At 40.3% G+C, this 22173-nt stretch carries 28 protein-coding genes and 3 pseudogenes; 6 read left to right on the top strand and 25 right to left on the bottom strand.

The genetic code is table 11. The features are described from left to right. Positions 1-19 precede the first annotated feature (19 nt). From ACFI6G_RS02345 to ACFI6G_RS02330, 4 genes and pseudogenes are all read left to right on the top strand, one after another. Positions 20-631 (top strand): hypothetical protein, encoded by a 612-nt coding sequence (locus ACFI6G_RS02345; protein ID WP_016786442.1) that lies wholly within the window; start codon positions 20-22, stop codon positions 629-631. A gap of 173 nt (positions 632-804) precedes the next feature. After that, entirely contained in the window at positions 805-1770 is a 966-nt protein-coding gene (locus ACFI6G_RS02340) for a porin (protein ID WP_016788682.1), read from the top strand. A gap of 590 nt (positions 1771-2360) precedes the next feature. Continuing rightward, on the top strand, positions 2361-2693 hold the full coding sequence (locus ACFI6G_RS02335; RefSeq protein ID WP_102370583.1) for a DUF3316 domain-containing protein: 333 nt from the start codon (positions 2361-2363) through the stop codon (positions 2691-2693). Positions 2694-2704: 11 nt separating this feature from the next. Further along, a pseudogene (locus tag ACFI6G_RS02330) lies at positions 2705-2951 on the top strand (efflux transporter outer membrane subunit); the annotation flags it as partial. Positions 2952-3038: 87 nt separating this feature from the next. Here ACFI6G_RS02330 and ACFI6G_RS02325 read toward each other — a convergent pair. The 13 genes and pseudogenes from ACFI6G_RS02325 to ACFI6G_RS02265 form a co-directional block, all read right to left on the bottom strand. Next, complete coding sequence (locus ACFI6G_RS02325) at positions 3039-3254, bottom strand: DUF6434 domain-containing protein (RefSeq protein ID WP_010440981.1); 216 nt, start codon at positions 3252-3254, stop codon at positions 3039-3041. Between the two features lie 34 nt (positions 3255-3288). Further along, positions 3289-3621, bottom strand: a complete 333-nt coding sequence (locus ACFI6G_RS02320) for a YnfA family protein (RefSeq protein WP_010440983.1) — start codon at positions 3619-3621, stop codon at positions 3289-3291. An 89-nt stretch (positions 3622-3710) separates the two neighbouring features. Next, positions 3711-3992 (bottom strand): hypothetical protein, encoded by a 282-nt coding sequence (locus ACFI6G_RS02315; RefSeq protein WP_010440984.1) that lies wholly within the window; start codon positions 3990-3992, stop codon positions 3711-3713. Positions 3993-4054: 62 nt separating this feature from the next. Further along, entirely contained in the window at positions 4055-4387 is a 333-nt protein-coding gene (locus tag ACFI6G_RS02310; RefSeq protein ID WP_016768469.1) for a hypothetical protein, read from the bottom strand. Between the two features lie 176 nt (positions 4388-4563). Continuing rightward, positions 4564-4958, bottom strand: a pseudogene (locus ACFI6G_RS02305) (DUF1801 domain-containing protein). Positions 4959-5126: 168 nt separating this feature from the next. Then, positions 5127-5324 (bottom strand): hypothetical protein, encoded by a 198-nt coding sequence (locus ACFI6G_RS02300; RefSeq protein WP_016768471.1) that lies wholly within the window; start codon positions 5322-5324, stop codon positions 5127-5129. A 109-nt stretch (positions 5325-5433) separates the two neighbouring features. Next, entirely contained in the window at positions 5434-5871 is a 438-nt protein-coding gene (locus ACFI6G_RS02295) for a GNAT family N-acetyltransferase (RefSeq protein ID WP_010440993.1), read from the bottom strand. Positions 5872-6012: 141 nt separating this feature from the next. Further along, the gene (locus ACFI6G_RS02290) at positions 6013-6477 is read right to left on the bottom strand and encodes a GNAT family N-acetyltransferase (RefSeq protein ID WP_010440995.1); all 465 of its coding nucleotides are present in this window, start codon (positions 6475-6477) and stop codon (positions 6013-6015) included. A 133-nt stretch (positions 6478-6610) separates the two neighbouring features. Continuing rightward, positions 6611-7141 (bottom strand): GNAT family N-acetyltransferase, encoded by a 531-nt coding sequence (locus tag ACFI6G_RS02285; RefSeq protein WP_016793282.1) that lies wholly within the window; start codon positions 7139-7141, stop codon positions 6611-6613. 44 nt (positions 7142-7185) lie between these two features. Next, complete coding sequence (locus ACFI6G_RS02280; protein ID WP_016789330.1) at positions 7186-7542, bottom strand: hypothetical protein; 357 nt, start codon at positions 7540-7542, stop codon at positions 7186-7188. An 86-nt stretch (positions 7543-7628) separates the two neighbouring features. Beyond that, positions 7629-8138 (bottom strand): ClbS/DfsB family four-helix bundle protein, encoded by a 510-nt coding sequence (locus ACFI6G_RS02275; protein ID WP_065612501.1) that lies wholly within the window; start codon positions 8136-8138, stop codon positions 7629-7631. Positions 8139-8285: 147 nt separating this feature from the next. Beyond that, positions 8286-8663, bottom strand: a complete 378-nt coding sequence (locus ACFI6G_RS02270; protein ID WP_016768474.1) for a hypothetical protein — start codon at positions 8661-8663, stop codon at positions 8286-8288. Positions 8664-8770: 107 nt separating this feature from the next. Continuing rightward, complete coding sequence (locus ACFI6G_RS02265; RefSeq protein WP_462710116.1) at positions 8771-9181, bottom strand: hypothetical protein; 411 nt, start codon at positions 9179-9181, stop codon at positions 8771-8773. A 282-nt stretch (positions 9182-9463) separates the two neighbouring features. Here ACFI6G_RS02265 and ACFI6G_RS02260 point away from each other — a divergent pair. Then, positions 9464-9919 (top strand): annotated as a pseudogene (locus tag ACFI6G_RS02260) (transposase); the annotation flags it as partial. Between the two features lie 401 nt (positions 9920-10320). Here ACFI6G_RS02260 and ACFI6G_RS02255 read toward each other — a convergent pair. The 12 genes from ACFI6G_RS02255 to artP form a co-directional block, all read right to left on the bottom strand. After that, positions 10321-10881 carry a hypothetical protein gene (locus ACFI6G_RS02255; RefSeq protein WP_016799005.1) on the bottom strand — a complete coding sequence of 187 codons (561 nt, stop codon included), beginning with the start codon at positions 10879-10881 and terminating at the stop codon, positions 10321-10323. A 137-nt stretch (positions 10882-11018) separates the two neighbouring features. Then, positions 11019-12199 (bottom strand): IS3 family transposase gene (locus ACFI6G_RS02250; RefSeq protein ID WP_102457063.1). Its coding sequence is split into 2 segments (ribosomal slippage): positions 11019-11914 and positions 11914-12199, totalling 1182 coding nucleotides; the frame shifts between segments, so codons are not numbered across the junction. 77 nt (positions 12200-12276) lie between these two features. Continuing rightward, positions 12277-13320, bottom strand: coding sequence for an LPO_1073/Vpar_1526 family protein (locus ACFI6G_RS02245; protein WP_102315663.1), 1044 nt, complete (start codon positions 13318-13320; stop codon positions 12277-12279). Further along, entirely contained in the window at positions 13313-13498 is a 186-nt protein-coding gene (locus tag ACFI6G_RS02240) for a hypothetical protein (protein WP_102315664.1), read from the bottom strand. Before ACFI6G_RS02240 ends, ACFI6G_RS02245 begins: the two co-directional genes overlap by 8 nt. Positions 13499-13658: 160 nt before the next feature. Then, positions 13659-14294, bottom strand: a complete 636-nt coding sequence (locus ACFI6G_RS02235; RefSeq protein ID WP_102315665.1) for a hypothetical protein — start codon at positions 14292-14294, stop codon at positions 13659-13661. Between the two features lie 153 nt (positions 14295-14447). After that, entirely contained in the window at positions 14448-15017 is a 570-nt protein-coding gene (locus tag ACFI6G_RS02230; RefSeq protein ID WP_133126502.1) for a hypothetical protein, read from the bottom strand. Between the two features lie 115 nt (positions 15018-15132). Continuing rightward, positions 15133-15912 carry a HEAT repeat domain-containing protein gene (locus ACFI6G_RS02225; RefSeq protein WP_198591283.1) on the bottom strand — a complete coding sequence of 260 codons (780 nt, stop codon included), beginning with the start codon at positions 15910-15912 and terminating at the stop codon, positions 15133-15135. Between the two features lie 89 nt (positions 15913-16001). Beyond that, positions 16002-16352: a DUF7674 family protein gene (locus ACFI6G_RS02220; RefSeq protein WP_102386531.1), complete on the bottom strand. Its 351-nt coding sequence runs from the start codon at positions 16350-16352 to the stop codon at positions 16002-16004. 314 nt (positions 16353-16666) lie between these two features. After that, positions 16667-17335, bottom strand: coding sequence for an arginine ABC transporter permease ArtM (artM, locus tag ACFI6G_RS02215; RefSeq protein ID WP_102315667.1), 669 nt, complete (start codon positions 17333-17335; stop codon positions 16667-16669). Continuing rightward, the gene (gene artQ, locus ACFI6G_RS02210; protein ID WP_102386532.1) at positions 17332-18018 is read right to left on the bottom strand and encodes an arginine ABC transporter permease ArtQ; all 687 of its coding nucleotides are present in this window, start codon (positions 18016-18018) and stop codon (positions 17332-17334) included. The genes artM and artQ overlap by 4 nt, the downstream gene beginning before the upstream one ends. Position 18019: 1 nt before the next feature. Further along, entirely contained in the window at positions 18020-18751 is a 732-nt protein-coding gene (locus ACFI6G_RS02205) for a lysine/arginine/ornithine ABC transporter substrate-binding protein (protein WP_016769264.1), read from the bottom strand. Between the two features lie 106 nt (positions 18752-18857). After that, positions 18858-19586 (bottom strand): arginine ABC transporter ATP-binding protein ArtP, encoded by a 729-nt coding sequence (artP, locus tag ACFI6G_RS02200; protein ID WP_032546671.1) that lies wholly within the window; start codon positions 19584-19586, stop codon positions 18858-18860. Positions 19587-20163: 577 nt separating this feature from the next. Between artP and ACFI6G_RS02195 the strand changes: the two genes are divergently transcribed. After that, positions 20164-21999 carry an ABC transporter ATP-binding protein/permease gene (locus ACFI6G_RS02195; RefSeq protein ID WP_016784449.1) on the top strand — a complete coding sequence of 612 codons (1836 nt, stop codon included), beginning with the start codon at positions 20164-20166 and terminating at the stop codon, positions 21997-21999. The last annotated feature ends 174 nt before the right edge of the window (positions 22000-22173 follow it).

Below are 22173 nucleotides of genomic sequence, written 5' to 3'. Positions count from 1 at the left end.
CACTTTCTGGATTCATATAATGCAATATATCAGCCCAATTTATGACGAACGACGCGGCAACCGCATTTTTGATACGTTCATTATTTTACATAGCTTCGTACTCACATTAGTCATTGCTTACATTAGTATTCACTTTGACTCTCATACCAAAGAGAGCTCTGTACTTGAGATCAGCCAGGTTGTTATCCTTCTAGGCACTGCACTAATCAGTTACTTCAAAGCGCGAGAGAGTCATGCCTTTTCATCGATATTAAAAATTCATTCTCTGATCATGTTACTGCTCGTTTCGAGAGAACTTGACCAAGTGTTTGAGTTGTTCTTTTTTCATGGCTTTTGGAAGGTCCCCGCTAGTGTCATATCAGCAATAATCTTCTATAAACTGCTCTCCAATCAAAAAAGCATCATTGCTGGAGCAAACCGATTTTTCACTACAGATAGTTTTCTTATCTGGGTCATCGGTTTCTTTATGTTCTTTATATTTTCTCGCATTGCCGGCTACAAAGGCTTCTGGATGGATTTTTTAGGTGATGGCTACAACAGAGATATAAAAACACTAGTTGAAGAAGGACTAGAATTCTTCGGTTACTCTTTCCTTCTCTCTGGAATTATATTAATAAGAGAAAAAAGATAACCAAGTTCCTATCATTTTTTATAAAAGATCGAAAAATAATAAGATAGAATATTTTATACCAAATATTTGTGCTTATTATTTACCATAGTTAATTGATAATTACTCACTTTTAAATAATCCATGTGTATAGATAATTACTTCGACTTAAAACACAATGTAGTGGTAATTAAAATATGGACAAGAAAATCATTTCGCTGGCAATTGGTGCCGCAATCTTTGGCTCTGCAGTTAATGCAGCACAAGTTTACTCTGATTCAGAAACTGAACTGAATATTCACGGTAGAGCTCAAGGTGCTTACTATTTTTCTAGTGATAAAAATATCGATGGAGACCAAAGCTACATCCGTGTTGGCCTAGACGGAAAATCTCAAATTAATGATGATTTATATGCATTCGGTTTGTACGAGCTGCAATTTAAATCTAATAGCGGCAACGAAAACGAAGACGAATTTGACGTACGTAAAGGTTACGTAGGTGTGGGTTCTGAGCTTTGGACGGTTAGCTACGGTCGCCAATTTGGTGCAGTAACACTAGTGTCTGATTACACAGATATCTTCCCAGAGTTTGGTAACGAAGCTGCAGGTGTAAGTGCTGATCTATTTGGTACTGGCCGTTCAGATTCTGTATTCAAAGCAACGGGTTCTTACGATGCTCTGAATGTACACGTAAGCTACCAAGGCGAGAATGACCAAGTTTCAACAGATGCCTCTTCATACGGCATTGCAGCAGACTATGCACTGCCGTTTGGCATGAAAGTAGCACTAGGTTACAACGAAGGTGAAGGTGCAGCTGCTGGCGCAGATTCTGAACTTCTAACGGCAGCAGTTTCATACACCTACGAAGATCTGTACGCTGCAGTAGTGTTCAGCGATGGCGAGAACTGGGAAAAAGATGGTACGGATAACGATATTGACTACGAAGGTATTGAAGCAGTCGTTACTTACCAGGTAACTAAAGAGCTTAACGCTCTAATCGGTTATAACAACCTAGAGAAAGACGGTGTAGATACAGTTGATTACTACTCACTAGGTGGTGAATACAACCTAACTCCTAACTTCAAAACACTTGCTGAATACAAGATCACCGACGTAGACGGTGAAGATGATATTTTAGCGTTAGCACTTCGCTACTCGTTCTAATATCAATCAAGAAAAAGCCCACTTATAGTGGGCTTTTTTATATCTAAAGATAGCTTGATGCAAGTATTACCACAATGTATGGTTATTTATTATCGAGACAAATCACTATATTTAAAATATTATTTACCTCGTTGACTTTCCCCACTGCCTTTGAAAGTTACTTATTAACTACGAAATATTCTAGCAGCAATTTATTGCTGCTTTTTTTACCTATCAAACACCCGCCACTTTCACTTTCACTTTCACTTTCACTTTCACTTTCACTTTCACTTTCAATAAAAACATAAACCTCTCAAAGAAAAAATCGAAAATATAAAATTATTACGTAGCTATACCTTTAGCAGCATTGTCACTAGATGATCTCTTCATTTAATAGTTTCTATAAGCTTCACAAACTGTATAAAAACACCTCCAACATTAAAAATGTCACCACACCTGGTTCAAAAATGGAAAACCAAGCCTTTATTCGTGCATTTTTGACATCAGTGAAAAGAAGAATGTGATATTTATCACGCTTAAATTCTGCATAATAATAGCGTTGTACCGAGGCAAAGCGCCTCAAGAAAATAAAATTATTTGAGGATTACATTATGAAACGCATTATTACTCTTGCAGCAAGTATTGCATTTACTTCAGCTTCTTTCGCTTCATCTTCTTGGGTTCAAATTGATCGTGAAGCCGATCTAAATGTGGGTGTTTTTGCCACTCAGAAACAGGCACAAAACGCTGCTGAAGAGTTTGCTTCTTCACTAAATACAATGAGCAATCAAGAGCTAAAAGCAACGTTACCAACGAATCAACATCACTTTGTACGTAACGTACACCTAGGTGAATCAAATGTATCAGTTGAACAAATAGAAAGTGGTAAATATCAAGCAAACCTACAGCAAGACTACGCATTCACTGCGTTTGACCGTGACTAATCTAGAAACCCAAACGCATAGATGAAGCAACAGACGCCGTGGATAACGCCGTAAGCAAAGCGAAGTCATTATATAAAGCGGGCCTAGTCGATTATTTGCCTTTGTTCGACGCACAAAGCAACAAAAGTGATACGAGAGCGCCAAGTGGCCGAAAAGCTTCAAATAATCAACACCACGATTGCGGTATATAAAGCGTTAGGTGGAGATTGGCAAGTTGCTAGTGAAATACAAAGTGTCGAATTAGTTTCTGCAAACTAGAGAAGCTATACGCGACTCTTCAAACCAATGCTCTCAATAAAAAATACCGCTGACTCGATCAGCGGTATTTTTGTCATTATATAAAACTCAACTGTCTGGATGTCGCTTAGCCCATTCTTTCAAGGCATCACCCATTGTCAACCCAGTCGCACTTTTCATCCAAAGCATAAAATCACGGTTGAATTTAAACTGCTCACCAAATTGGGATTTGAAATATCGGCGAACATTCTGAGTCGTTTTGTAGCTATCTGTAATAACGGTACTGTCGTCAATTTTATTCTTATGCCAATCAACCTTTTCCATGGCTTTAACCTCTTCTATTCGCTCAATACATGAATCACGCGTTTCGAGGACCAAACATGATAATCGCCATACCAAGTAGAGCGATTGAGCCACCTACCATATCCCACGTTGTCGGTTTTTCGCCATCAACCAACCACAGCCATATCAATGCAACCGAGATATACACACCGCCATATGCCGCATAAACCCGACCTGTCGCTGTCGGATGTAGAGTGAGTAACCAAGCAAACGCAGCAAGACTAATTGCAGCCGGAATTAAAATCAGAATACTCTTATCTTGCCTAAGCCAAAGGTAAGGTAAATAACAGCCGACGATTTCCGCTATCGCAGTTAATACAAAAAGACCTACTGTTTTAAATTCAATCACAAAATACCTTATCGGCTAACCAATCAAGCTAGCAGAAATATAGAGCCACCTTAGGATCGAGACTCAAAATAAAAACTAGATATTGAAAGCTAGAGAACAGTTACGCCTTCAACTTCAATCACTGAGTTAACATTAGCGCGTTCGATTACCTTGAGTAAGGTTGTTTGAATGAGCTCATTATCTCTAATTTCAGTTTCACAAGAAAAACGCTCTTCTTGAACACTGTCTCCCTCGCCCATTACAAATTGGACGGCTACTTGAGTTGCAACCTCTTTTGTTGGGCCAAAGTACGCTAACGTAATTTTAGGGTAGCCGTTGTCGCCTTTCTTAACCTGTTTAGCAATCCGTTTCTTCGCTTTATCTAAATTCATACCACTTCCTTTTTAAGCTGAAACTCAAGATGACACTAACGTCTTGTTATGTCGATGCTTCACTATAAAGTATTACCACAATCGCCACATGATTTTATGGCCGAGAATCCGCTTTTTCTTGTGTTAGTTTTTCCACATGAACTACAAAATTTTACAGAGTGGACATTGTAAATGGAAACTAAAGTGACCAATGGAACCCAGACCAACAATTTTGCTCCTCCACCACCCGATAAATAGATATATCCAATTAAGAAAATACCAAAAGTAACATTCTGGAAAGTCCACAACGCTTGTTTGAACTTAGCGTTTTTGATGACAAAAAATGTAAAAAATCCAATAACGCTACTGATAAGCCCATAAGCAATAAACCCTATAAAGATTTCTTGTTGACTCATAAACTGTCCTTGTTCATATACCACTTTACGGTCCGAGCAACGCCACTAACCTAAACCATAAGACGTTAAACACTAACCTAGCATTAAACGAGAAGTGCCAAGCCTTGTAAATCAGTTGCAAGCGTACTTTTCAAATTCGAATCACATTCAGTTAAGCACATGACAGCGCGTGAGAATTACGCGCCAAGAAGCGGTAGATGTTTGCGTTGCTGATAAGTTAAGGCGAGCTCTAAGCACTGCTTAATAGGCGCCTTTGGAAGTGGTTCAGTTAGGTTCAAGATGATTGACCGATTACCTTGAAATGCCAACGTACCATCATGTAACTCTCTGAATGTGTCGACTAGCTTTGTTTGACAGTTAAAAAACAAGAAATAGTTGTTTGGCGATTTCAATTTCCAGTCGATTCGAATTGGGCTGCCTGTCTTATCGGCTCACCCCATTTCAGAGACTCTTCGACGTCACCTAAACCCAAATCAGAGGAAAGCTCAAAGATTAATGAACGTAACTCTTCAAGCCGGCCCCGAACATCATCAGGATACTCGTCGAAATGTGTTTTGATTGCTTTGTCCATTGAACCTCCGATTCACTTGTTGCGATATAAAGGCGTTGCTAACTCAAACGATGCTTGGCTATATAGCTTGCTAAGTTTCCTGTTGAACCCAAACCATATTTTCAAGAAGCAGCGCTCCTATATATTCGAAGAAATACTCTAGATCAGACCGACTTGCTTCCACTATTCTCACGCAGTCTCCTTTTTGCGCATGATTATTTCTTTTAGAACGGTACCAATACTGCTAACTACAAACGTAAAAGCAGACACCACAATTGGCCCATAAAAATCAAACGCACCGTCTGTCATAAAAAAGTACTGATAGATCGCAAAACCAGATCCAATACTTACAGCTAACTGCATATTTCTGAATATTCGTTGTTTCATGTTGATTCCCTTGGTTTCTTTGTCGTGACCATCGTTCAACTGTTGTACTTAGACCTGGTGCGTCAATGACTCTATGCTTATTCAAGAGACAGTTCTACTTAAGTATTTGTTACGCTTGCAGCTCCATCAAGTACTCATCATCCGCTTTTTTCACAATCACAAAACCCATCTGCAAATACAACTGTTGAGCTGGATTGGTTTTAATGACACTTAAACCTATTTTAGAGCTCGTTATTGCAGCTTTCTCGATCAATCCATTAATCAACGTCCTACCAATCTTTAAACCTTGGTATTCGGGATCAATTTGAATTTGTACCAAATGCCAGTAGTTAAGATCTTTATTGTAGGTAGCCTTGAATAATCCAATGGGTTCATTGTCCAACTCAACGATTTTCGCATGCGCAAATTCATAGCGTATTCGCTTTTCATGCTCTTCGTTAGTTGTTGATATACCAACATCTTCCAAATATTGGTTCATCGTTTTATCGCGCAGTGAAAGTAAAAAAGGAATATCTTTTTCACTTGCCTGTCTGAGGGAAATATCCATTCCTACTCCGTAAGCCTAATAGCTGCATAACACGTTCTCTGCTATGCGATTAAGTCCAAACTTACCACTCAACGCGGTAAACCAAAAGTAGCCTAGAGTGGCGAAGGTCGCAAATTGGGTGGGTGTGCTATCTCGAGAATGTTAAGTGACTATTTTCTTTGACATATTGTAGCCAGAAATAGCAAAGCCAATTTCTTGATACAGCTTTAACGCTCTCTGATTTTGGTAAGCGACTCTCAGCTTTATCTGTTCAATACCAACCGATTTCAATTGCGATTCAAGAACAGAGATTGCCAATTTTCCGTAACCATTATTACGGAAGTTTGGAAAAATAAAGAAGTCATAAATAAACGTGGATTTGTCAGCTGCATTAATTGAATGCCACAAATAACCAACCAATTCTGAACCCGATTCAACGCACAACAACGCATGATCGTTAGTTTCTAAACCATTTGGAAAACTACGAAGAAGATCCTGATTAGCCAATTCAATCGCCCTATCCAATGAATGACCATAGTTTTCAACAATTTCACGACTGTAATCATCAATAAAATAATCACAATAAGCTGGATATTCACTTGAGGTCATTGGTCTGAGCTTAATCATGTCTAATCCTTTAAAACGATGAACTTAGAAAACGATATAACGCCTTGTTTTGAAATTCAATGTGAGTTCTGAACAAATTTGGAATTTAAAATACCACGTGTTGGCTGTCTGCTTGGATTGATCAAATGGCTTGTTAGCATCGCGTTTTAGCATAAATCATCGTGCTATCGATCTCACCTGACGGCAGTCGCCTAGAGTTAATTAGTGTTGCTTCAGCCTCATAACCACAACGCTTTGCAACAGCCTGACTCTTAAGGTTTGACGCTGCCATTCTAATTTCTAATCGTAGTGCTAATAAGTCATGAAAAGCGTATTGTTCAACCAAACCAACAGCTTCAGTTATGTAGCCAAAACCAGTTTTTGAAGTTTGTAACCAATAGCCAATTTCAAAATATGGTACGGATTTATCTCTGGCAATAAAACCTACAACGCCGATAAACAACCCTGTTTTCTTTTCAATGATATTAAACCAAAATTCACCAGTACAGCTGGCAAAATTCACCATTGCTTCTTTAGTGTTATCTTCTAAAGTTTGTTTAGATAATAAGCCTGAAACCCAAGGCAAAAACTGGGAGAGATCTTGCTTACATTCCTCAATGACTCCATACATAGCATCGATATAATTTAAGGAAGGAGGTTCCAATTTTAATCTTTCACTTTCCATCTAAACTCCGATGTTAACAAGTGCTTATAAACCGTTTGTCAGTACTAAAATTCATCACATGTATCACGCTCTTCATATTCAGGGAAATCAATTTCAATGGAACCGTTATCATTGAGGACAAACAGTACCCTTCCATGCTCGATACCAGCGTCATTCATGTCAGAGCAACCACGATAGACTTCCCAATCGTATGAATAGTCGAGTTGATATTGATTGGAACTCACGTAAGAAATCTTTACAACTTCAATACCATTAACATTGTGAGCCATATGATCTATGTGAGACAGATCTGGAACTAGTTTCTGTTCAAAGTTACTTTTGTTTTTGGATAAAAACCTAGCCAACTCTTCACACAAATGAGTGCCATTAACTAAGGGTTGATATGAACTAGAAAAAAACATTTTCAATACTCCTAAACCTACCATTGTAAACACAAAACCCAACGTATCGTAAAATACCAAGCATTGACGTTCTGCTTTACTACTTGTTATGTGAATTCTCGGTTGAAACGCCGAACTTTAGTACGTATGTTTTTCATAGGTGATGACGTATTAAACTGAATCATGCGCCCCAAAGTCCATTGTTCATACCACGCAACACCATACAAATCATGGTCACTTAAGCTTGAAATGAGTAAAAGTATCTCGTTAACCGTCGACTCAAGTTCAATGAGTAAATCATCGTATTTCCAATCACGATACTCCTCGTGGAAGCTTTCGGCGAGTGGGCCTAATTGGTTCCATTTGTAACCAGTTTCCGGGAAATCTACCTGTTGATGCTGAGATCTTTGGTGATGCCATTTAAGAACGAGCTTACCCCAACCAATCAAGTAAGCCGCTGTATCACTAACGCTAATGGTTGTACCTTTGACGTTCCCCTCTACTCCAAATGTACGAACTTTCCTTTCTGGAGTTGAACGATAATCAGCCATGAGTTTCGGAAATATCGAGTTTATAGCTAGCTCCAATTCATCCTTATTTCTTGGTACAGAAGACATTTTAACCTCCATTAACATAACGAATGACATGGATTCGCCCTACAGGGGGGGATCTGCCACACTTATGTGGTGCTTAATTGTGCCGTAATCCCTAAAGCTGATTTAAACCTTAAATGCCAAGCGTTGAGAATCTACTTAAATGATTTGTTATAAATTTGAGTATGGATTCATCCATGCCTTAGGAAATTTAGAGAACAACGTATAACTAATTGCTTCACGTAAACTAAACTTGCCTAAAAGGCACATTACTAAAGAAAAAACACTCGCGACACATACAACACCGGCATACACCGACAATACTAGCACTAAGATCTGTGAACCTAGAAATTGATAAACACCATACTCTGAACCATCTAATTGGCTTAACGGTAAATTAAGATCAACGCCAAACCAACCTGTTAACAGCATGCTTGATTTAATACAGAAGAAGATGCCCAAAATTACACCAAAAAAGCCAACATAAGACGTGATTTTTTGATATTTCATCGGTAATCGATACTGTGCTTTAACCGCTTTAATAACCATTACACCGCCTCATTTATAGCGCTAAGCTAGGCGAAAAAATACGGTTGGCTAAAATGTGCGAGCACAAGCGAGAGCTAACAGTAATCTTTCCGTTTTTGAGTGACTTGTTAGATTTTTGAACAGTCAGCCGTTTTCACATTAGCTTCCGTGATGTATTTACTATCTTTATCGTAGTAATGGTAAGAAATATCGATAGCATTATCTACAAAATATTCCATCCCTGGCGAAGTACAAACAAAACCGGTTACTTGCTTAGTAATTATTTCTTGGGCTTTTTCAGTATCGAAATCATCCACGCTGCAATTTATCAAGGTGTATTTATACACCAACTTATTTTCAACTGCATACGAACTATCAATTCGGGTCTCACTATCAACCATTTGTGGTGCAATTTTGTTAATTGCGTTAACTGAAGCTTTTAACACATCAGCTATTGTCGTTTCTTCATTCTGAACCGGTGTAGACTGGCAACCAGCGACCATTATTAAAGCAGTAGTTGATAACAATAATTTTTTCATATAATTCTCGATAAAAAATATAACGAATGATATAGACTCCTTCTACCTGACACTCTGTGTGGCATACTTATTTAGTACACGCTTAAGAACTAGAAGTTACTATACCCACCATTCAAACTATTGACGTGACCTCGACAAGAATGCGTTTAGTATTCACATCGTTGATGCATATGGCAAGTGCATCCTACGCAAAACTGTTAAAAAAACAAAATCTTAGACACATTCGCTAAGTTACCGCTCTGCCTCATTTGCATCGAGACTTGCTCTGGTGCACACCTTTGAGCGAGAGAACTGCTTCAAGATCTATCGAACAAGATTTAATACCTTAACCTAGAAATACTGCACTATGATCGCAGAGTCTCTGGTTTAGTCCCTGAGATGGCTTCAGCCAAAGCCCTGATGGATATGGATATTCCAGGAGTCGATGAACACAGTGCCAGTGTCGAGACCGTAAATGACGCCAAACAATTTGGCTCTAGCCGCCAATTTGCCGCTTGGATAGAGTTGGTTCCAAGACAATACTCAACAGGTGATCATGTCCATCTTGGTCGCATTAGCAAAAGAGGCGAAAAACACATTCGCACTCTACTTATTCATAGCGTAAGAACTGTTATTGCACGATGTAAAGAGAAAACCGATCGCAACAGTATTTGGTTAAATCAACTCGTTGAACGACGAGGCTATAAACGAGCAGCTGTCGCCCTAGCAGCAAAGAATGCTCGTATAATATGGGCATGATTAACAACAGGAAAAGAGTACAAGAATAACTATGTAAACGGTTAACACTCACCGAGTCAAAGCAATATCACATGATGACAATACGACCAGACGGGGTCGCCTAGACCGAGAAACCTAAACCTGTTTAATTGGGAAATAATAAATACTGTTTGACGAATGAGGCAGGCATCAACGAATATCATCAAAGTGACCGAACGGTTCCGATTAAACACCGAATGTAGAGCTGCTGTCCGATCCACGGTTGTCAGCGGGCGCTATTGTTGACAAAAGAGGGAGTCCATCGAGCCCAATTAAGTAGCTGACAACGCTACCAATACACTCAAACTTACCACCTGAATCACTGAAGCTAAACCGAGTTAAAAATGCCAAGCGTTGACAGTCTGCTTAAATGCTTATTAGGTTTATTGGCAAAGGAGTCGTATGTTTCCTGTTTTTTTGTCATATTCGTGGTTAGGAATAAGCAATGGCAGTTTTGACAACTCCAAACCTTTTGATTTAGCTCCCCATTTAACGGGTCTACCTGTCGTGTCGTAGTACACTTGATTTTCGTAATCGATAAGGCCAGATTGCCACTTATCGCCTAGATAACTCAGGTCTTCTGATTCATCGTACCATTCTGGATTAATCAGAGTTATTATCGCACCGTTAATAGGGCTGCGGTCCCAAAAGACAAAATACTCTGGAACAACTGAACGCTCTGCTACGGAAAAATAGTTAAGTGGGTATTTATCTTTAGGCCACCAAGAGGGGTATCGTTCATCGAAACTGCCACCAACATGTTTCTTTGCCTTAGCAATTTCTATCTCACTCCGTCTGTAGACATTGACCCTTAGCTTTCCTTGTTGAACTCTAACCATCTGACCTGCTTCCAATCTATTTGATTGAATAACTGTCTCAGAGCAATATTCTGAACTTACTGGGGTGCTATGTGCGATAAATGCGACAAACACTCCCGCCAACACTAGTAATCTGTTGATAACAACTCCTTAGACCTAACGCCCGCTTAAGGTGTGATCGACGCTTGGCTATACTTGAGCGAAGCGAAAATACCAAGCGTTGCGAATGATCTTCACCCGATAAAATGGACACCCTATCTTCATTAACCCGTCATGACTTCATATTCATGCGGGCTTCGATATCCAAGACTTGAGTGCAGTCTATAACGGTTATAAAAATGCTGGATATAACCGACAAGTTTATCTCTAAGCTGCTTCTCACTTTTAAAGCTATTTTTCCTAATCATGTCGCCTTTGAGCGTATGGAAGAACGACTCCACCTCTGCATTATCAGTACAATGACCTGGGCGATTCATGCTTGGGACAATTCCATTTTTTGATAGTAAAGCTTGAACTTCATGGGCTCGATATTCAGAGCCTCTGTCAGTATGAAATAACAGGCGCTCTTGTGGCTTTCGATTTCTAATGGCCATTCTCAGCGAACTCATCGTTAGTTGTGTACTCTTCTTACTACCAAGCGACCAACCGACGACTTTACACGAGTAAAGATCAATAACGACCGCTAGATACATCCAACGTTTGCCTTGCCTGATATACGTTAGATCTCCAGACCACTGTTGATTAACTGCCGTTGGTTTTGGTGTGTCTTTTTTAATATTCTTAATCGATTGATAGAACCGATGTAGCTTGGCCATTTTCATGTAAATGCGATAACTTCGTGCTCTTAGCCCTTGCTCTCTCATGATCCGAGCCACACGCTTGCGGCTAACCAAAACTCCTTGGCGCCTCAGTTCTGCATGAACTCGTGGGCTGCCGTAAGTCTCTCGACTCTGGGTAAACACTTTAATTATACGCTTCTTCAAAGCCTGCTCTTCTTGATCGTAGCGGCTTGGTTCTCTATCAAGCCATGCGTAGTAACCCGACTTAGAAACAGATAGAAAACGGCACATCAATACAATGGAATAACGTGTTTTGTAATGGGCTATGAATCGGAATTTTGTCGATTTTCTTGGGCAACGAATCGTTGCCACTTTTTTAGCAAGTCATTCTCGAGCTTAAGTTGTTCGTTCTGACGTTCGAGCTCTGCAATCCGACTAGACTCAGTTTTCTGGCTCGGGATCTGAGTCCTTTTCTTACGTTTATCTTCCATAATAACCCCTTCTCTATAGTCCTTTCGCCATTTAGAAAGCATATAAGGGTGGATATCTAATGATAGCGCCACGCTTTTAACTGTAGCTCCTTCTCGAAGCGAAAGTCGGACAGCAGTTACCTTAAATTCCGTAAGATATTGTTGAGTTTTTTTACCTGATTTATAAGCTGGCATAATCACCTCCAATTACAATTGAAGGTGTCCATTAGATCGGGTCAACTACAGAATCACTCTTAAGCAACTTGTTATGCCTAATTTATCCATATAGACAAATTAGCAAACTCTCCAACTAGCCTTTTTAAATTAGCGTGACCGATTGAAATGCCAACGCTTGTAAGGCTAAAGCTCTGCATGTCAGAATCAGCCCAAACATCAAATACATTTTCCATATATGGCCTTATTTCTATGCATTTACTCTTAATTTCTTGATTATTCATTTTCCCCTGATTAAAAAGAGCCAAGATTTTTGGTCTATCCGTTTGTGGGACATTCAACGTTTCCATTTTCTTTTCAAGGATTTCTTTAGAGTTAGCTCTAACTTGCCATTTTTCACGATCATTCAAACACGGTATAAAAAAGTCGTGACTTTGCCCAATAGAGATCTCCCTATTTGCAATTTCTTGAATATCAAACCCTTTAAGGAATAGTCCTTGATATGTTTCACCAATGATCTGTTCAAGTGAAATTGAACCCATACTTACAGACCCACACCCTGAGAACTGAAGATGTTGATAAGATGCTGAGTTTTTAGGCAGACTGCTTGAGAATGGCTGTACATGTTTATCAAAATAGTCACCCAATAACTGATGATTACCAACAGCATAGTTTTGTGTGTACCTAAACAAGAAATTTATCGCAAGGGCAGAGAGTTGATCTTTAGTCAACTTAGGTGCGATAGAAAGTGATTCATTCAGTACTATTTGTAAGATGTCTCTTTGTTCTTGCTTACTTCGATCAACCAGTAGATCAACGAGTAAGTCACCAAGGTCTTCATCACCAGTTCGAGCATATTCCTTTTGTACGGTGAACAGTGCATGCTGAAAATCAGGATCCTGTGACTTAGTAAACCCATGAGGGTTTTCTTTTTGTAATTTGTTTAGAAAGTCTTCTGTGACTTGCTCTGCTCGCTCAGCTGCTATGACCTTCGCTTCACCTGCCAGTTCGTAGAAATTAGCTTTAAAAACGTCAATAGCGACCTGCCTAACTTCGGGGTAACTTAATCCTTGAACAACATTTAATTCCTCTACTTGAAAGTTCGTAGAGTTCGCTCCGCCTTTTTGCACTTGCTTATTCATTTTTTCCCTTAGAGCTGATATTGACACTTCCACCAACTTGAATATTTGTAGAGTTTTTTCCGCCTTTTTGCACTTGCTTTTGACTACGGTTAGAAAGTAGCCAGCCTATGATTGCTAGAGGAATAGAAATTGCTATACCACTAAATAACCACTCTTTATTTGCGATAATCCAGTCCATTATAAACTCCGTTGAAAATTCACTTTTAGGCATAACGCCCTGTTAAGGTGTGAGCAACGCAATACCGATGCTACCGCATACCACCTTAAACACTGAAACCAACGCATAGTAAAAATGCCACGCGTTGCGAATCACTCTTAAACAGATTGTTATACAGCGGTTACTGCCAATGCTGTTTTTCAAGCCATGTGCAAAACACCTCTATTGCATCTATTGCTTGATTAAAGTTACTTTCATCAACATGAACACGAACCCAGTTAAACCCTGCATTTACCTTTGGTACATCAGCAGATTTTACAAATACATGAGATTGAAACTTATCTAGATCTCGTTTTAGGTGGGTTACTGAATTTGAGGTAATATCCTCACTATGTTGCGTTCTATTGCGGGCTAAGACTAGCTGTTCAAGCACATCAACATCTATTGGGCATTGAGTAAAATCCACGCCATGAGAAGCGATTCCGTCTTTCAATGCATGAAACCAACCTTTGTTTCCTTTTCTTGAAACGGCTTCAACACCTTTAGGGGCTTCTTGACGATCAAGCCACCCATTCATGTATAGTTGCAATGCTGATGATAGCATCGACAAAGAAGCCAAACCGACAGCTTCAATGCCATCTTGAGCTTGAATCCATTCATAAATATATTGAGGCTCACCAGACTCATCATATGTTGGAACATATGGTTCTTGTTCATTTTCTATGAGGCTTATGATTGATTTGAAAGGCTTGACTCCCTCTGAATAAAAGAAACGAGCAAATTTCAGCCTTTCGTCTGTAAATACATGTATATCCAAAGATTACTCCTAATTCGTAGCTGTATAACGCCTGCATAACACGTTTGCTACGATACAGACTCAACTGAATTTGACTGCCTTAATCACTGAAACTAAAGGCAAACTGACAACGCCGAGTGTAGCAAATCGTGTTGATGCATTTGTTATGTGTGTTCAAAAAGAGAATTCAATTTTTTCAAGACCGAGTGGAATTACCAATTTACAATTAACAACTTTAATTATCGCGTGGCAAGCCAAAGCTAAGTCTTGCAAAGAAATATCTTTAGTTTGGTTTGCAGTTAAGTGAGCAACGCCATCATTTGTTTTTAGCACAGTTTCCGTAATAGCTTCTATTTCATCAATACTTAAACCATTGAATATATAATTAGCATCACTGGGGTCTGAAGAAAGCTGAGGCAACCCGAAACTTTCAATTACCACATTATTTTCCCTTACTGTTGGTCTATGCAATTCTCTATCTGAAGGCCAAATAGTAAATCCTAAAAATTGAATCATAACTCTAACCATCGTAATTCCAGAATCTAAAATAGGATCGGTTAAACTACGATGCTCAGTACCAAAGTCAAAATCGAGACTGCCAATTGACATATTCGTTGACTCAAAACTCTCACTATTAAGTGACATATGTTCACTCACCTTAGCGCAAAGGTATAACTCTCTGAGTCGAGGTGCAATTCTCGAATTTATCGCATCTAATTTTTCATTATGTAAATATGTATGCATAACAACACTTCCCACTCAAACACATAACGCCGCATTAAGCGGACAAAAATAGTGGGTTAAAATGTGTAGCGAAGCGAAACGTAACCCACTGTTTTTGTTCCGTTTAAATGCCTTGTTATGTTTTTGGTAACTGAGCCATTTGTTTTTTTAACCAAGATTTGAAACGATTTTTCTTAGTATATTTTTGCAGGTCAAACTCTTCTGGAAACTTAGAGCGAAATCGTGACTCAAAGCGTTCATATGCGAACCCAACTTTCAAACTATCGGCTACCTCAATAAGTTTTTGTGTTAATTCGGGATCTGCATATACCTTTGCTTTTTTAGGTTTAGTCACATCTACACCAAAACGTACTAGGCGCTGAAAAGCAGTGTCTCTTACCTCGTTTACTAGATCTGAGTCCATCGCAGTCATAAAAGCTTCGATTACTTCATTACATTTGAACTTACCAAGCTTGTTAATGGCATCAATTCTATTTTCATAACTGCTTCTGTCCTGCAATTGCTTAATCCACTGTTCAAGTTTTGGAGGTGTTTCTTCTGTGAATTTAGGTTTAGGAGTATTGATTTCAATTAAAAGCTCATTTAAATCTTTACCATTCGCGTATTGCTCTCTAATTTTTTTAGAAGCGTTTAACATATATTGGTGTGGGTGAGCCATTGGGTGGCTTTTACCATCTTTAGTTAGCCGTTCATGTTCATTAAATCTTTTTATGACCCGCTTCCAGTCATCAGGGTAAACTTCTTTGAATTTTTCAACAAAATTGTCCGCTGATACACTTGGTTGCAAGGTCAAAAGAACGTTAATAACTTTTTCATCTTTCTTCTGAATTATCTGTCCTTTTGAAACTCTTTTTCTACTCACTCGATGATCTCCAAATTTTTGATGAAAAAACATAACGCCCGCTTAAGCGGACAAAAGTAGTTGGCTATAATTGTTGAGGCACGAAACAAAGCCAACTGTTTTTGTTCCGTTTAAAGCGCTTGTTATATGCCTAATTCTCCACGAACAATGGCATATTCTTTTTTCAATGGTTTTGGATAGAGTTCCCAAGCCCAACTTCTATTTAACTTTTTCGTATCATTAAAATCTAGGCATTCAGCATAACTAGTAGCAATTGCAGATCTAACTTTTTGATTGCCGTTAATTAGATACTTGTTGGCGATGCTGAAACACAATTTAACTTTTTCAACGTGACCGTCATTTATTAATGACTGAGTGTATTTGTAAAAAGCTTCAACCTCAAAAACTAGCAAACCTTGTTCTACATTGATCAAGGGAGTTAATTCAGGAAATTGTTCTTTTAATTCTCTCAGTAGAGAGCTTCTATCTAACATTAAAAACACCTGGCATATAACAGCTATATTAGACAGAAAAATTCTGCATTTAAATACAGAATCATTCTATCTAGTTTCATATGGTCAGAACTCTACCATGATTAATCACCGCATTTCAGTGACTTAAAACATAGATAAACTCATTGAATGATAAAATGCAGAATATTTCTATATAGTATGATTTTAGCGAAAACCGCACTAAACTGTATATAATCGCAGTACCCCTACACCTACCCCAAACACAAAAAAGCCTGCCATCTATGTGAACATAAATGGCAGGCTTTATACGTTAGTTAAGCTTGTGAGTAGTTAGCTTATACCGCTTCGAATGCGAGGGCTTTCTTCTCTACTTGGCGGAAGATCAGCGTTAATACACCGTTCACGGCTAAGTAGAATGCGCCAGCAATACCGAACACGGTGAGCGTGTCGTAGGTTTGGCCGTTGATACGCTGAGCGTAGCCCATCAAATCCATGATGGTGATGGTGCTTGCCAGTGAGGTGCCTTTGAAGACTAAAATCACTTCGTTTGAATAAGCAGGAACCGCGCGGCGCAGTGCGTATGGCAGTAACACTTTAAGCGTTGCGATTTTGTCCATACCTAGCGCACGACATGCTTCCCATTGCCCAGAAGGAATCGCGTTGAATGCGCCTCTGAATAGTAGCGTGCTGTACGCTGCGGTGTTCAAAGCTAATGCTAACATCGCGCAGAACCAAGGTTGGCTTAACCATGTCCACAGGAAGCTTTCACGAATCCAATCGAATTGACCCGGACCGTAATACACCAAGAAGATTTGAACCAATAATGGTGTGCCGGTGAACAGCGTAATGATGCCACGAGTTAACCAGTGAATCGCAGGTATTCTTAAGATTAACGTTACTGTCATCAGCAATGACAAAATACAACCAACAAGCAATGAAGCACCTGTCAGTTGAAGACTGGTCGCCAAGCCTTCAAGCATTTGAGAGAGGTATTGTTGATTCATGCCATTGCCCCTTTGCTACCCAAACCTTGAATAGAGAACTTACCATCAATCACTTTTACTAATCTTTGTGTGATTAAAGTGATGACCAAGTAGATTGCTGCTGCTGTCGCGTACCAAGTGAATGCTTCGTGCGTTGCTGCAGATGTTAATTGTGCTTGTTTCAATAGATCGGTTACGCCAATCAGTGAAACCAATGCGGTGTCTTTTAATAGAACCAACCATTGGTTCGTTAAACCTGGTAGTGAGTGTCTTACTGCTTGTGGCAATACAACTCTGAAGAAGGCGCGAGATTGAGGAATACCCAATGCACTCGCCGCTTCTCTCTGCCCTTTACTTACTGCTTTCAATGCACCACGAATGGTTTGTGAAGCGTAAGAAGCGAAGATAAGTGACAGTGCAACAACTCCAGATAAGAACGGGCTAACTTCAACAAAGTCACCAGTGATCATAAAAAGCACTTGTGTTGAGCCAAAGTAGATAAACAGAACCACCAAAATTTCTGGTAGACCACGTACGATAGTCACGAACGCGGTTGTCGGCCATTTGATTGCAATACGACGAGACATTTCACCGCCAGCAAACAGTACCGCTAAAACTAATCCGACCAATAGACTTACGGACGCAAGCTGAACTGTCATCCAGCTTGCTTCGACGAGCCCTAAAGAGTAACCCGTTAACTGCATATTACTTACCGAAATACTTGTTGAAGATCTTGTCGTATTCGCCGTTCGCTTTCACGGCTGCAAGTGCTGTGTTCAGCTGGTCTACAAGTTCTTGATTGCTCTTGTTTACTGCGATACCAAAGCCGTTACCGAAGTACTCTTGGTTTGTTACTTGGTCGCCAACGTACGTTAGGTTGTCTTGCTTCTTGAACCATTCTGCTACAACGGCTGTGTCACCGAATACAGAATCGATACGACCATTTTTCATGTCGATGAATGCATCTTGGTAGCTTGAGTAAGGTACCGCTGTTACGCCAGTCATTTGCTCAAGTAGGAAGCTCTGGTGAGTAGAACCGTTTTGAACACCAACACGCTTACCTTCTAATGCCGCTTGGTCTGCTACTTTGCCTTCGATAGAGATGAACGCTGCAGAGTTGTCGTAGTACGCATCAGAGAAGTTCACTTGTTGAAGACGCGCTTCAGTGATGTCCATTGCTGAGATAGCTGCATCGTAACGTTTGAACTTAAGAGCCGGGATCAAGCTATCGAATGCTTGGTTGTGGAAAGTACAGGTTGCTTTCAATTCTTCACAAAGTGCGTTTGCTAGGTCTACGTCAAAACCTTGAATTTGGTTGTTCTCATCCATGTACTCGAATGGTGCGTAAGTTGCTTCCATTGCGAATTTGATTTCTTCTTGCGCCGCTGCGTTGAAAGAAGCAAGGCCGATAAGTGAAGCTAGTAGAATCTTTTTCATTTTGTTACTCCGAATACTGTTAGATAGTGGCCTTTGGCCATTCTTATAATTTGATTGTTTTTTCTAAATGTTATTTTTGAACGAAATCATCTTGTTTTAGCTGAATCTAATGAGTTAAATACTCGGCAAACTCAGGTGTCTGCGGATTAACGAATGAATCGCTGGTGCCGTGTTCGACGATGTACCCTTTCTCTAGGTACAGAACGTGGCTAGCAATCTTCTTCGCGAAATCGACTTCATGCGTCACGACCACTTGGGTAATGCCCGTTCCACTCAATTCTTTAATAATGCTCACGACTTGGTTAGTAATCTCAGGATCAAGCGCTGCCGTTGGTTCATCAAACATCAGCACGTCTGGCTTCATCATCAATGCACGTGCAATCGCGACACGCTGTTGTTGGCCGCCAGAGAGTTGAAGTGGCCAAGCGTCTGCTTTGTCTGCAAGCTGTAACGTGGTTAATACCGTTTTCGCTTGTTTAATGGCTTCTTGTTTGTCTAAGCCTGCAACCTTGGTCGGGGCTTCAATTAAGTTCTCCATTACCGTCATGTGTGGCCATAAGTTGTATTGCTGGAACACCATGCCGACTTTACGACGTAATTTCAGACCCTGTTTTTCTTGGATCTGACCTGCAAAATCGAATTGCTCGTTCGCAATGTCTAATTCGCCGTTGTCCGCGATTTCCAGTAGGTTCAAAACACGCAGTAGTGAACTCTTGCCTGCACCACTTGGGCCAAGCAGTACCAAGGTTTCGCCGCTTTCACAGTTAAAACTGATGTCGTGAAGAACTTGGGTATCACCGTATGATTTGTTGATGCTCTTTACTTGAATACTCATGCCACAATACTGCATTAATTGTCATTTGTTGGTTATTCTATTCAAACTGAAGTTTTATGCAAGATAAATGTATAAAAAACTACTTTGTTGAATTTATGTAACAAATATTGCGCAAAAAACAGTCTCAATGACTGGTCATACATCTATAAATCGCAACTCGTTGATTAAGGTGAAGAACGGGACAAATAGCAAACGTTTTACTCATGTTCTATAAATCACAGTTCAGTATCAACTCTATGAATACACTCTTGTATTCGCGTCAATTTGCCTGCATAAAAATCAGGGATAAATAACCAGTTGGGATGCCTAACCTAAGTACTAGGTAATGCTTAATTTTTCTTTTAGTTTCCTCGCTCCTATTCACTTCACGTATATGAAATATTGGAAATTGAGTTTCCTAGGGAGCGTCACGCGGCAATAAATGCTTTAATGGCTCGTACTTACCAACAACGAATCGTTATCTACAAAAGATATTTGCCCAGAACAAGTACTAACGAATAACGAGTATTTGTTAGCAACAGATAAGCACCAGCGACAAGTCATCATTCTTAAAGCGACAACACACTAAGGCCGTCATATGCAAAACGATGTCTCTTCTACGTTCGACTCAAACCAACAACAGACTCAGCGATCGACTCAACAAGCACCAGAACCCAAACCTGAGAAGAAAAGCCTCAGCATTTTGTTTGAGCTAAGTAAGTTCATTCAACCCTATAAAGGGAGAGTGATCACCGCTCTGCTCGCGTTGATCTTTACGGCAAGCTTAACGCTGTCTGTTGGCCACGGTATTCGTCTGCTTATCGATCAGGGGTTTAGCCAACGTTCATTAGAAGATTTAGGCAGTGCGATTCAATTCATCATGGTGGTCGTGGTATTAATCTCGATTGGTACCTTTTTCCGCTTTTATTTGGTCTCTTCTGTTGGGGAGCGTGTGAGTGCGGATATTCGCCTATCGGTTTTCAACCACGTTGTGACGCTGCACCCGAGTTACTTCGAAACCAATGGCAGTGGCGACATCATGTCGCGTATCACAACCGACACAACTCTGCTTCAAAGCATCATTGGTTCGTCATTTTCTATGGCGATGCGAAGCGCGCTAATGTGTATTGGCGCAATCATCATGTTGTTTGCGACCAACATTAAGCTAACGCTGATCGTGTTGGCCTCTGTTCCGTTTATCTTGATCCCGATTTTGGTATACGGACGACGTGTGAGAGCTCTCTCTCGCCAAAGCCAGGATTCGATGTCTGATGTAGGCTCTTATGCTGGCGAAGCGATTGAACACATCAAAACAGTGCAAAGCTACAGCCGAGAAGCACAGGAGAAAGCATCATTCGCAATTGAAGTAGAAAAGGCTTACGAAATTGGTCGCCAACGCGTAAAGCAGCGTGCGATTCTTATCTCTGGTGTGATTGTTATCGTGTTCAGCGCGATTGCAGGCATGCTTTGGGTTGGCGGCAGTGACGTTATTAACGGCACGATGTCGGCGGGTGATCTGGCTGCATTTGTCTTCTATGCGATTATGGTTGCTTCATCGCTAGGTACGATTTCTGAAGTGATGGGTGAATTGCAACGTGCGGCAGGCGCAACAGAGCGTTTGATCGAGATTCTACAAGTTGAAAGCCACATTGTTGCGCCTGTAGATAACCCAATGTCACTGGATAACGTGACACCAGAAGTCGCTTTTGATGATGTGACTTTCTGTTACCCATCAAGGCCGGACCAGCCCGCAACAAGCAACCTCACGCTAACGGCCCATGAAGGTAAAGTATTGGCATTGGTTGGCCCGTCTGGCGCAGGTAAAACCACCCTATTCGAACTGCTGCAACGTTTCTACGACCCACAAGTGGGTAAAGTAACGTTAGGCGGTGTTGAACTGAATCAGTTTGATCCGAACGAATTAAGAAAGCAGATGGCGTTAGTTCCTCAGCAACCCGCCCTGTTCAGTAACGATGTGTTCCATAACATCCGATACGGAAACCCAGAAGCAACGGACGAGCAAGTTATCGAGGCGGCGAAAAAAGCGCATGCGCACGAGTTCATTCAGAACTTACCTGAAGGCTATCACAGCTTTCTTGGTGAACGTGGCGTGAGATTGTCTGGCGGTCAGCGTCAGCGTATTGCCATCGCACGAGCCATCTTAAAAGATCCGAATATTCTATTATTGGATGAAGCAACCAGTGCGCTAGACAGCGAAAGTGAACATCATGTTCAACAAGCTTTGGAAGAATTAATGCGTGGCAGAACGACCATCATTATCGCGCACCGTTTATCAACAATTAAACACGCCGACCAAATTGCAGTACTCGATAAAGGACAGCTAGTAGACATCGGCGACCACCAGTCGCTCATCAATAGCTGCGAATTGTACCAACGCTTGGTTGAGCTGCAATTCAAACACCTTAGTCGATAAGTTATAGATCAAAGACGCTTAAATCATTAAGTAAACTAGGGGCTAGTCATTAAGTCATGGAAGACTAAGTCCCTGACATTATGTGGTTTCAAGCTTCAAAAACTTAAATCACACGTGTTGCAGTTTTGTTAATTTAACGGTAGGGTTTTTATTCCAATAACAACTTATCCCGAT

Source organism: Vibrio sp. PSi01, assembly GCF_054960695.1.
This window is presented reverse-complemented; position numbering and strand designations above follow the sequence as displayed.

Bases quoted from the DNA above. Each gene is read 5' to 3' on its own strand.
- ACFI6G_RS02335 (WP_102370583.1), top strand. From the start codon at position 2,361: ATGAAACGCATTATTACTCTTGCAGCAAGTATTGCATTTACTTCAGCT.
- ACFI6G_RS02205 (WP_016769264.1), bottom strand. From the start codon at position 18,751: ATGAAAAAGATTCTACTAGCTTCACTTATCGGCCTTGCTTCTTTCAAC.
- ACFI6G_RS02230 (WP_133126502.1), bottom strand. From the start codon at position 15,017: ATGCATACATATTTACATAATGAAAAATTAGATGCGATAAATTCGAGA.
- ACFI6G_RS02240 (WP_102315664.1), bottom strand. From the start codon at position 13,498: ATGGACTGGATTATCGCAAATAAAGAGTGGTTATTTAGTGGTATAGCA.
- artP (WP_032546671.1), bottom strand. From the start codon at position 19,586: ATGAGTATTCAAGTAAAGAGCATCAACAAATCATACGGTGATACCCAA.
- ACFI6G_RS02315 (WP_010440984.1), bottom strand. From the start codon at position 3,992: ATGAATTTAGATAAAGCGAAGAAACGGATTGCTAAACAGGTTAAGAAA.
- ACFI6G_RS02345 (WP_016786442.1), top strand. From the start codon at position 20: ATGCAATATATCAGCCCAATTTATGACGAACGACGCGGCAACCGCATT.
- ACFI6G_RS02225 (WP_198591283.1), bottom strand. From the start codon at position 15,912: ATGTTTTTTCATCAAAAATTTGGAGATCATCGAGTGAGTAGAAAAAGA.
- ACFI6G_RS02270 (WP_016768474.1), bottom strand. From the start codon at position 8,663: ATGGTTATTAAAGCGGTTAAAGCACAGTATCGATTACCGATGAAATAT.
- ACFI6G_RS02275 (WP_065612501.1), bottom strand. From the start codon at position 8,138: ATGTCTTCTGTACCAAGAAATAAGGATGAATTGGAGCTAGCTATAAAC.
- ACFI6G_RS02220 (WP_102386531.1), bottom strand. From the start codon at position 16,352: ATGTTAGATAGAAGCTCTCTACTGAGAGAATTAAAAGAACAATTTCCT.
- ACFI6G_RS02340 (WP_016788682.1), top strand. From the start codon at position 805: ATGGACAAGAAAATCATTTCGCTGGCAATTGGTGCCGCAATCTTTGGC.
- ACFI6G_RS02245 (WP_102315663.1), bottom strand. From the start codon at position 13,320: ATGAATAAGCAAGTGCAAAAAGGCGGAGCGAACTCTACGAACTTTCAA.
- artM (WP_102315667.1), bottom strand. From the start codon at position 17,335: ATGAATCAACAATACCTCTCTCAAATGCTTGAAGGCTTGGCGACCAGT.
- ACFI6G_RS02285 (WP_016793282.1), bottom strand. From the start codon at position 7,141: ATGGAAAGTGAAAGATTAAAATTGGAACCTCCTTCCTTAAATTATATC.
- ACFI6G_RS02195 (WP_016784449.1), top strand. From the start codon at position 20,164: ATGCAAAACGATGTCTCTTCTACGTTCGACTCAAACCAACAACAGACT.
- ACFI6G_RS02290 (WP_010440995.1), bottom strand. From the start codon at position 6,477: ATGATTAAGCTCAGACCAATGACCTCAAGTGAATATCCAGCTTATTGT.
- ACFI6G_RS02300 (WP_016768471.1), bottom strand. From the start codon at position 5,324: ATGAAACAACGAATATTCAGAAATATGCAGTTAGCTGTAAGTATTGGA.
- ACFI6G_RS02325 (WP_010440981.1), bottom strand. From the start codon at position 3,254: ATGGAAAAGGTTGATTGGCATAAGAATAAAATTGACGACAGTACCGTT.
- ACFI6G_RS02280 (WP_016789330.1), bottom strand. From the start codon at position 7,542: ATGTTTTTTTCTAGTTCATATCAACCCTTAGTTAATGGCACTCATTTG.
- ACFI6G_RS02265 (WP_462710116.1), bottom strand. From the start codon at position 9,181: ATGAAAAAATTATTGTTATCAACTACTGCTTTAATAATGGTCGCTGGT.
- ACFI6G_RS02310 (WP_016768469.1), bottom strand. From the start codon at position 4,387: ATGAGTCAACAAGAAATCTTTATAGGGTTTATTGCTTATGGGCTTATC.
- ACFI6G_RS02295 (WP_010440993.1), bottom strand. From the start codon at position 5,871: ATGGATATTTCCCTCAGACAGGCAAGTGAAAAAGATATTCCTTTTTTA.
- artQ (WP_102386532.1), bottom strand. From the start codon at position 18,018: ATGCAGTTAACGGGTTACTCTTTAGGGCTCGTCGAAGCAAGCTGGATG.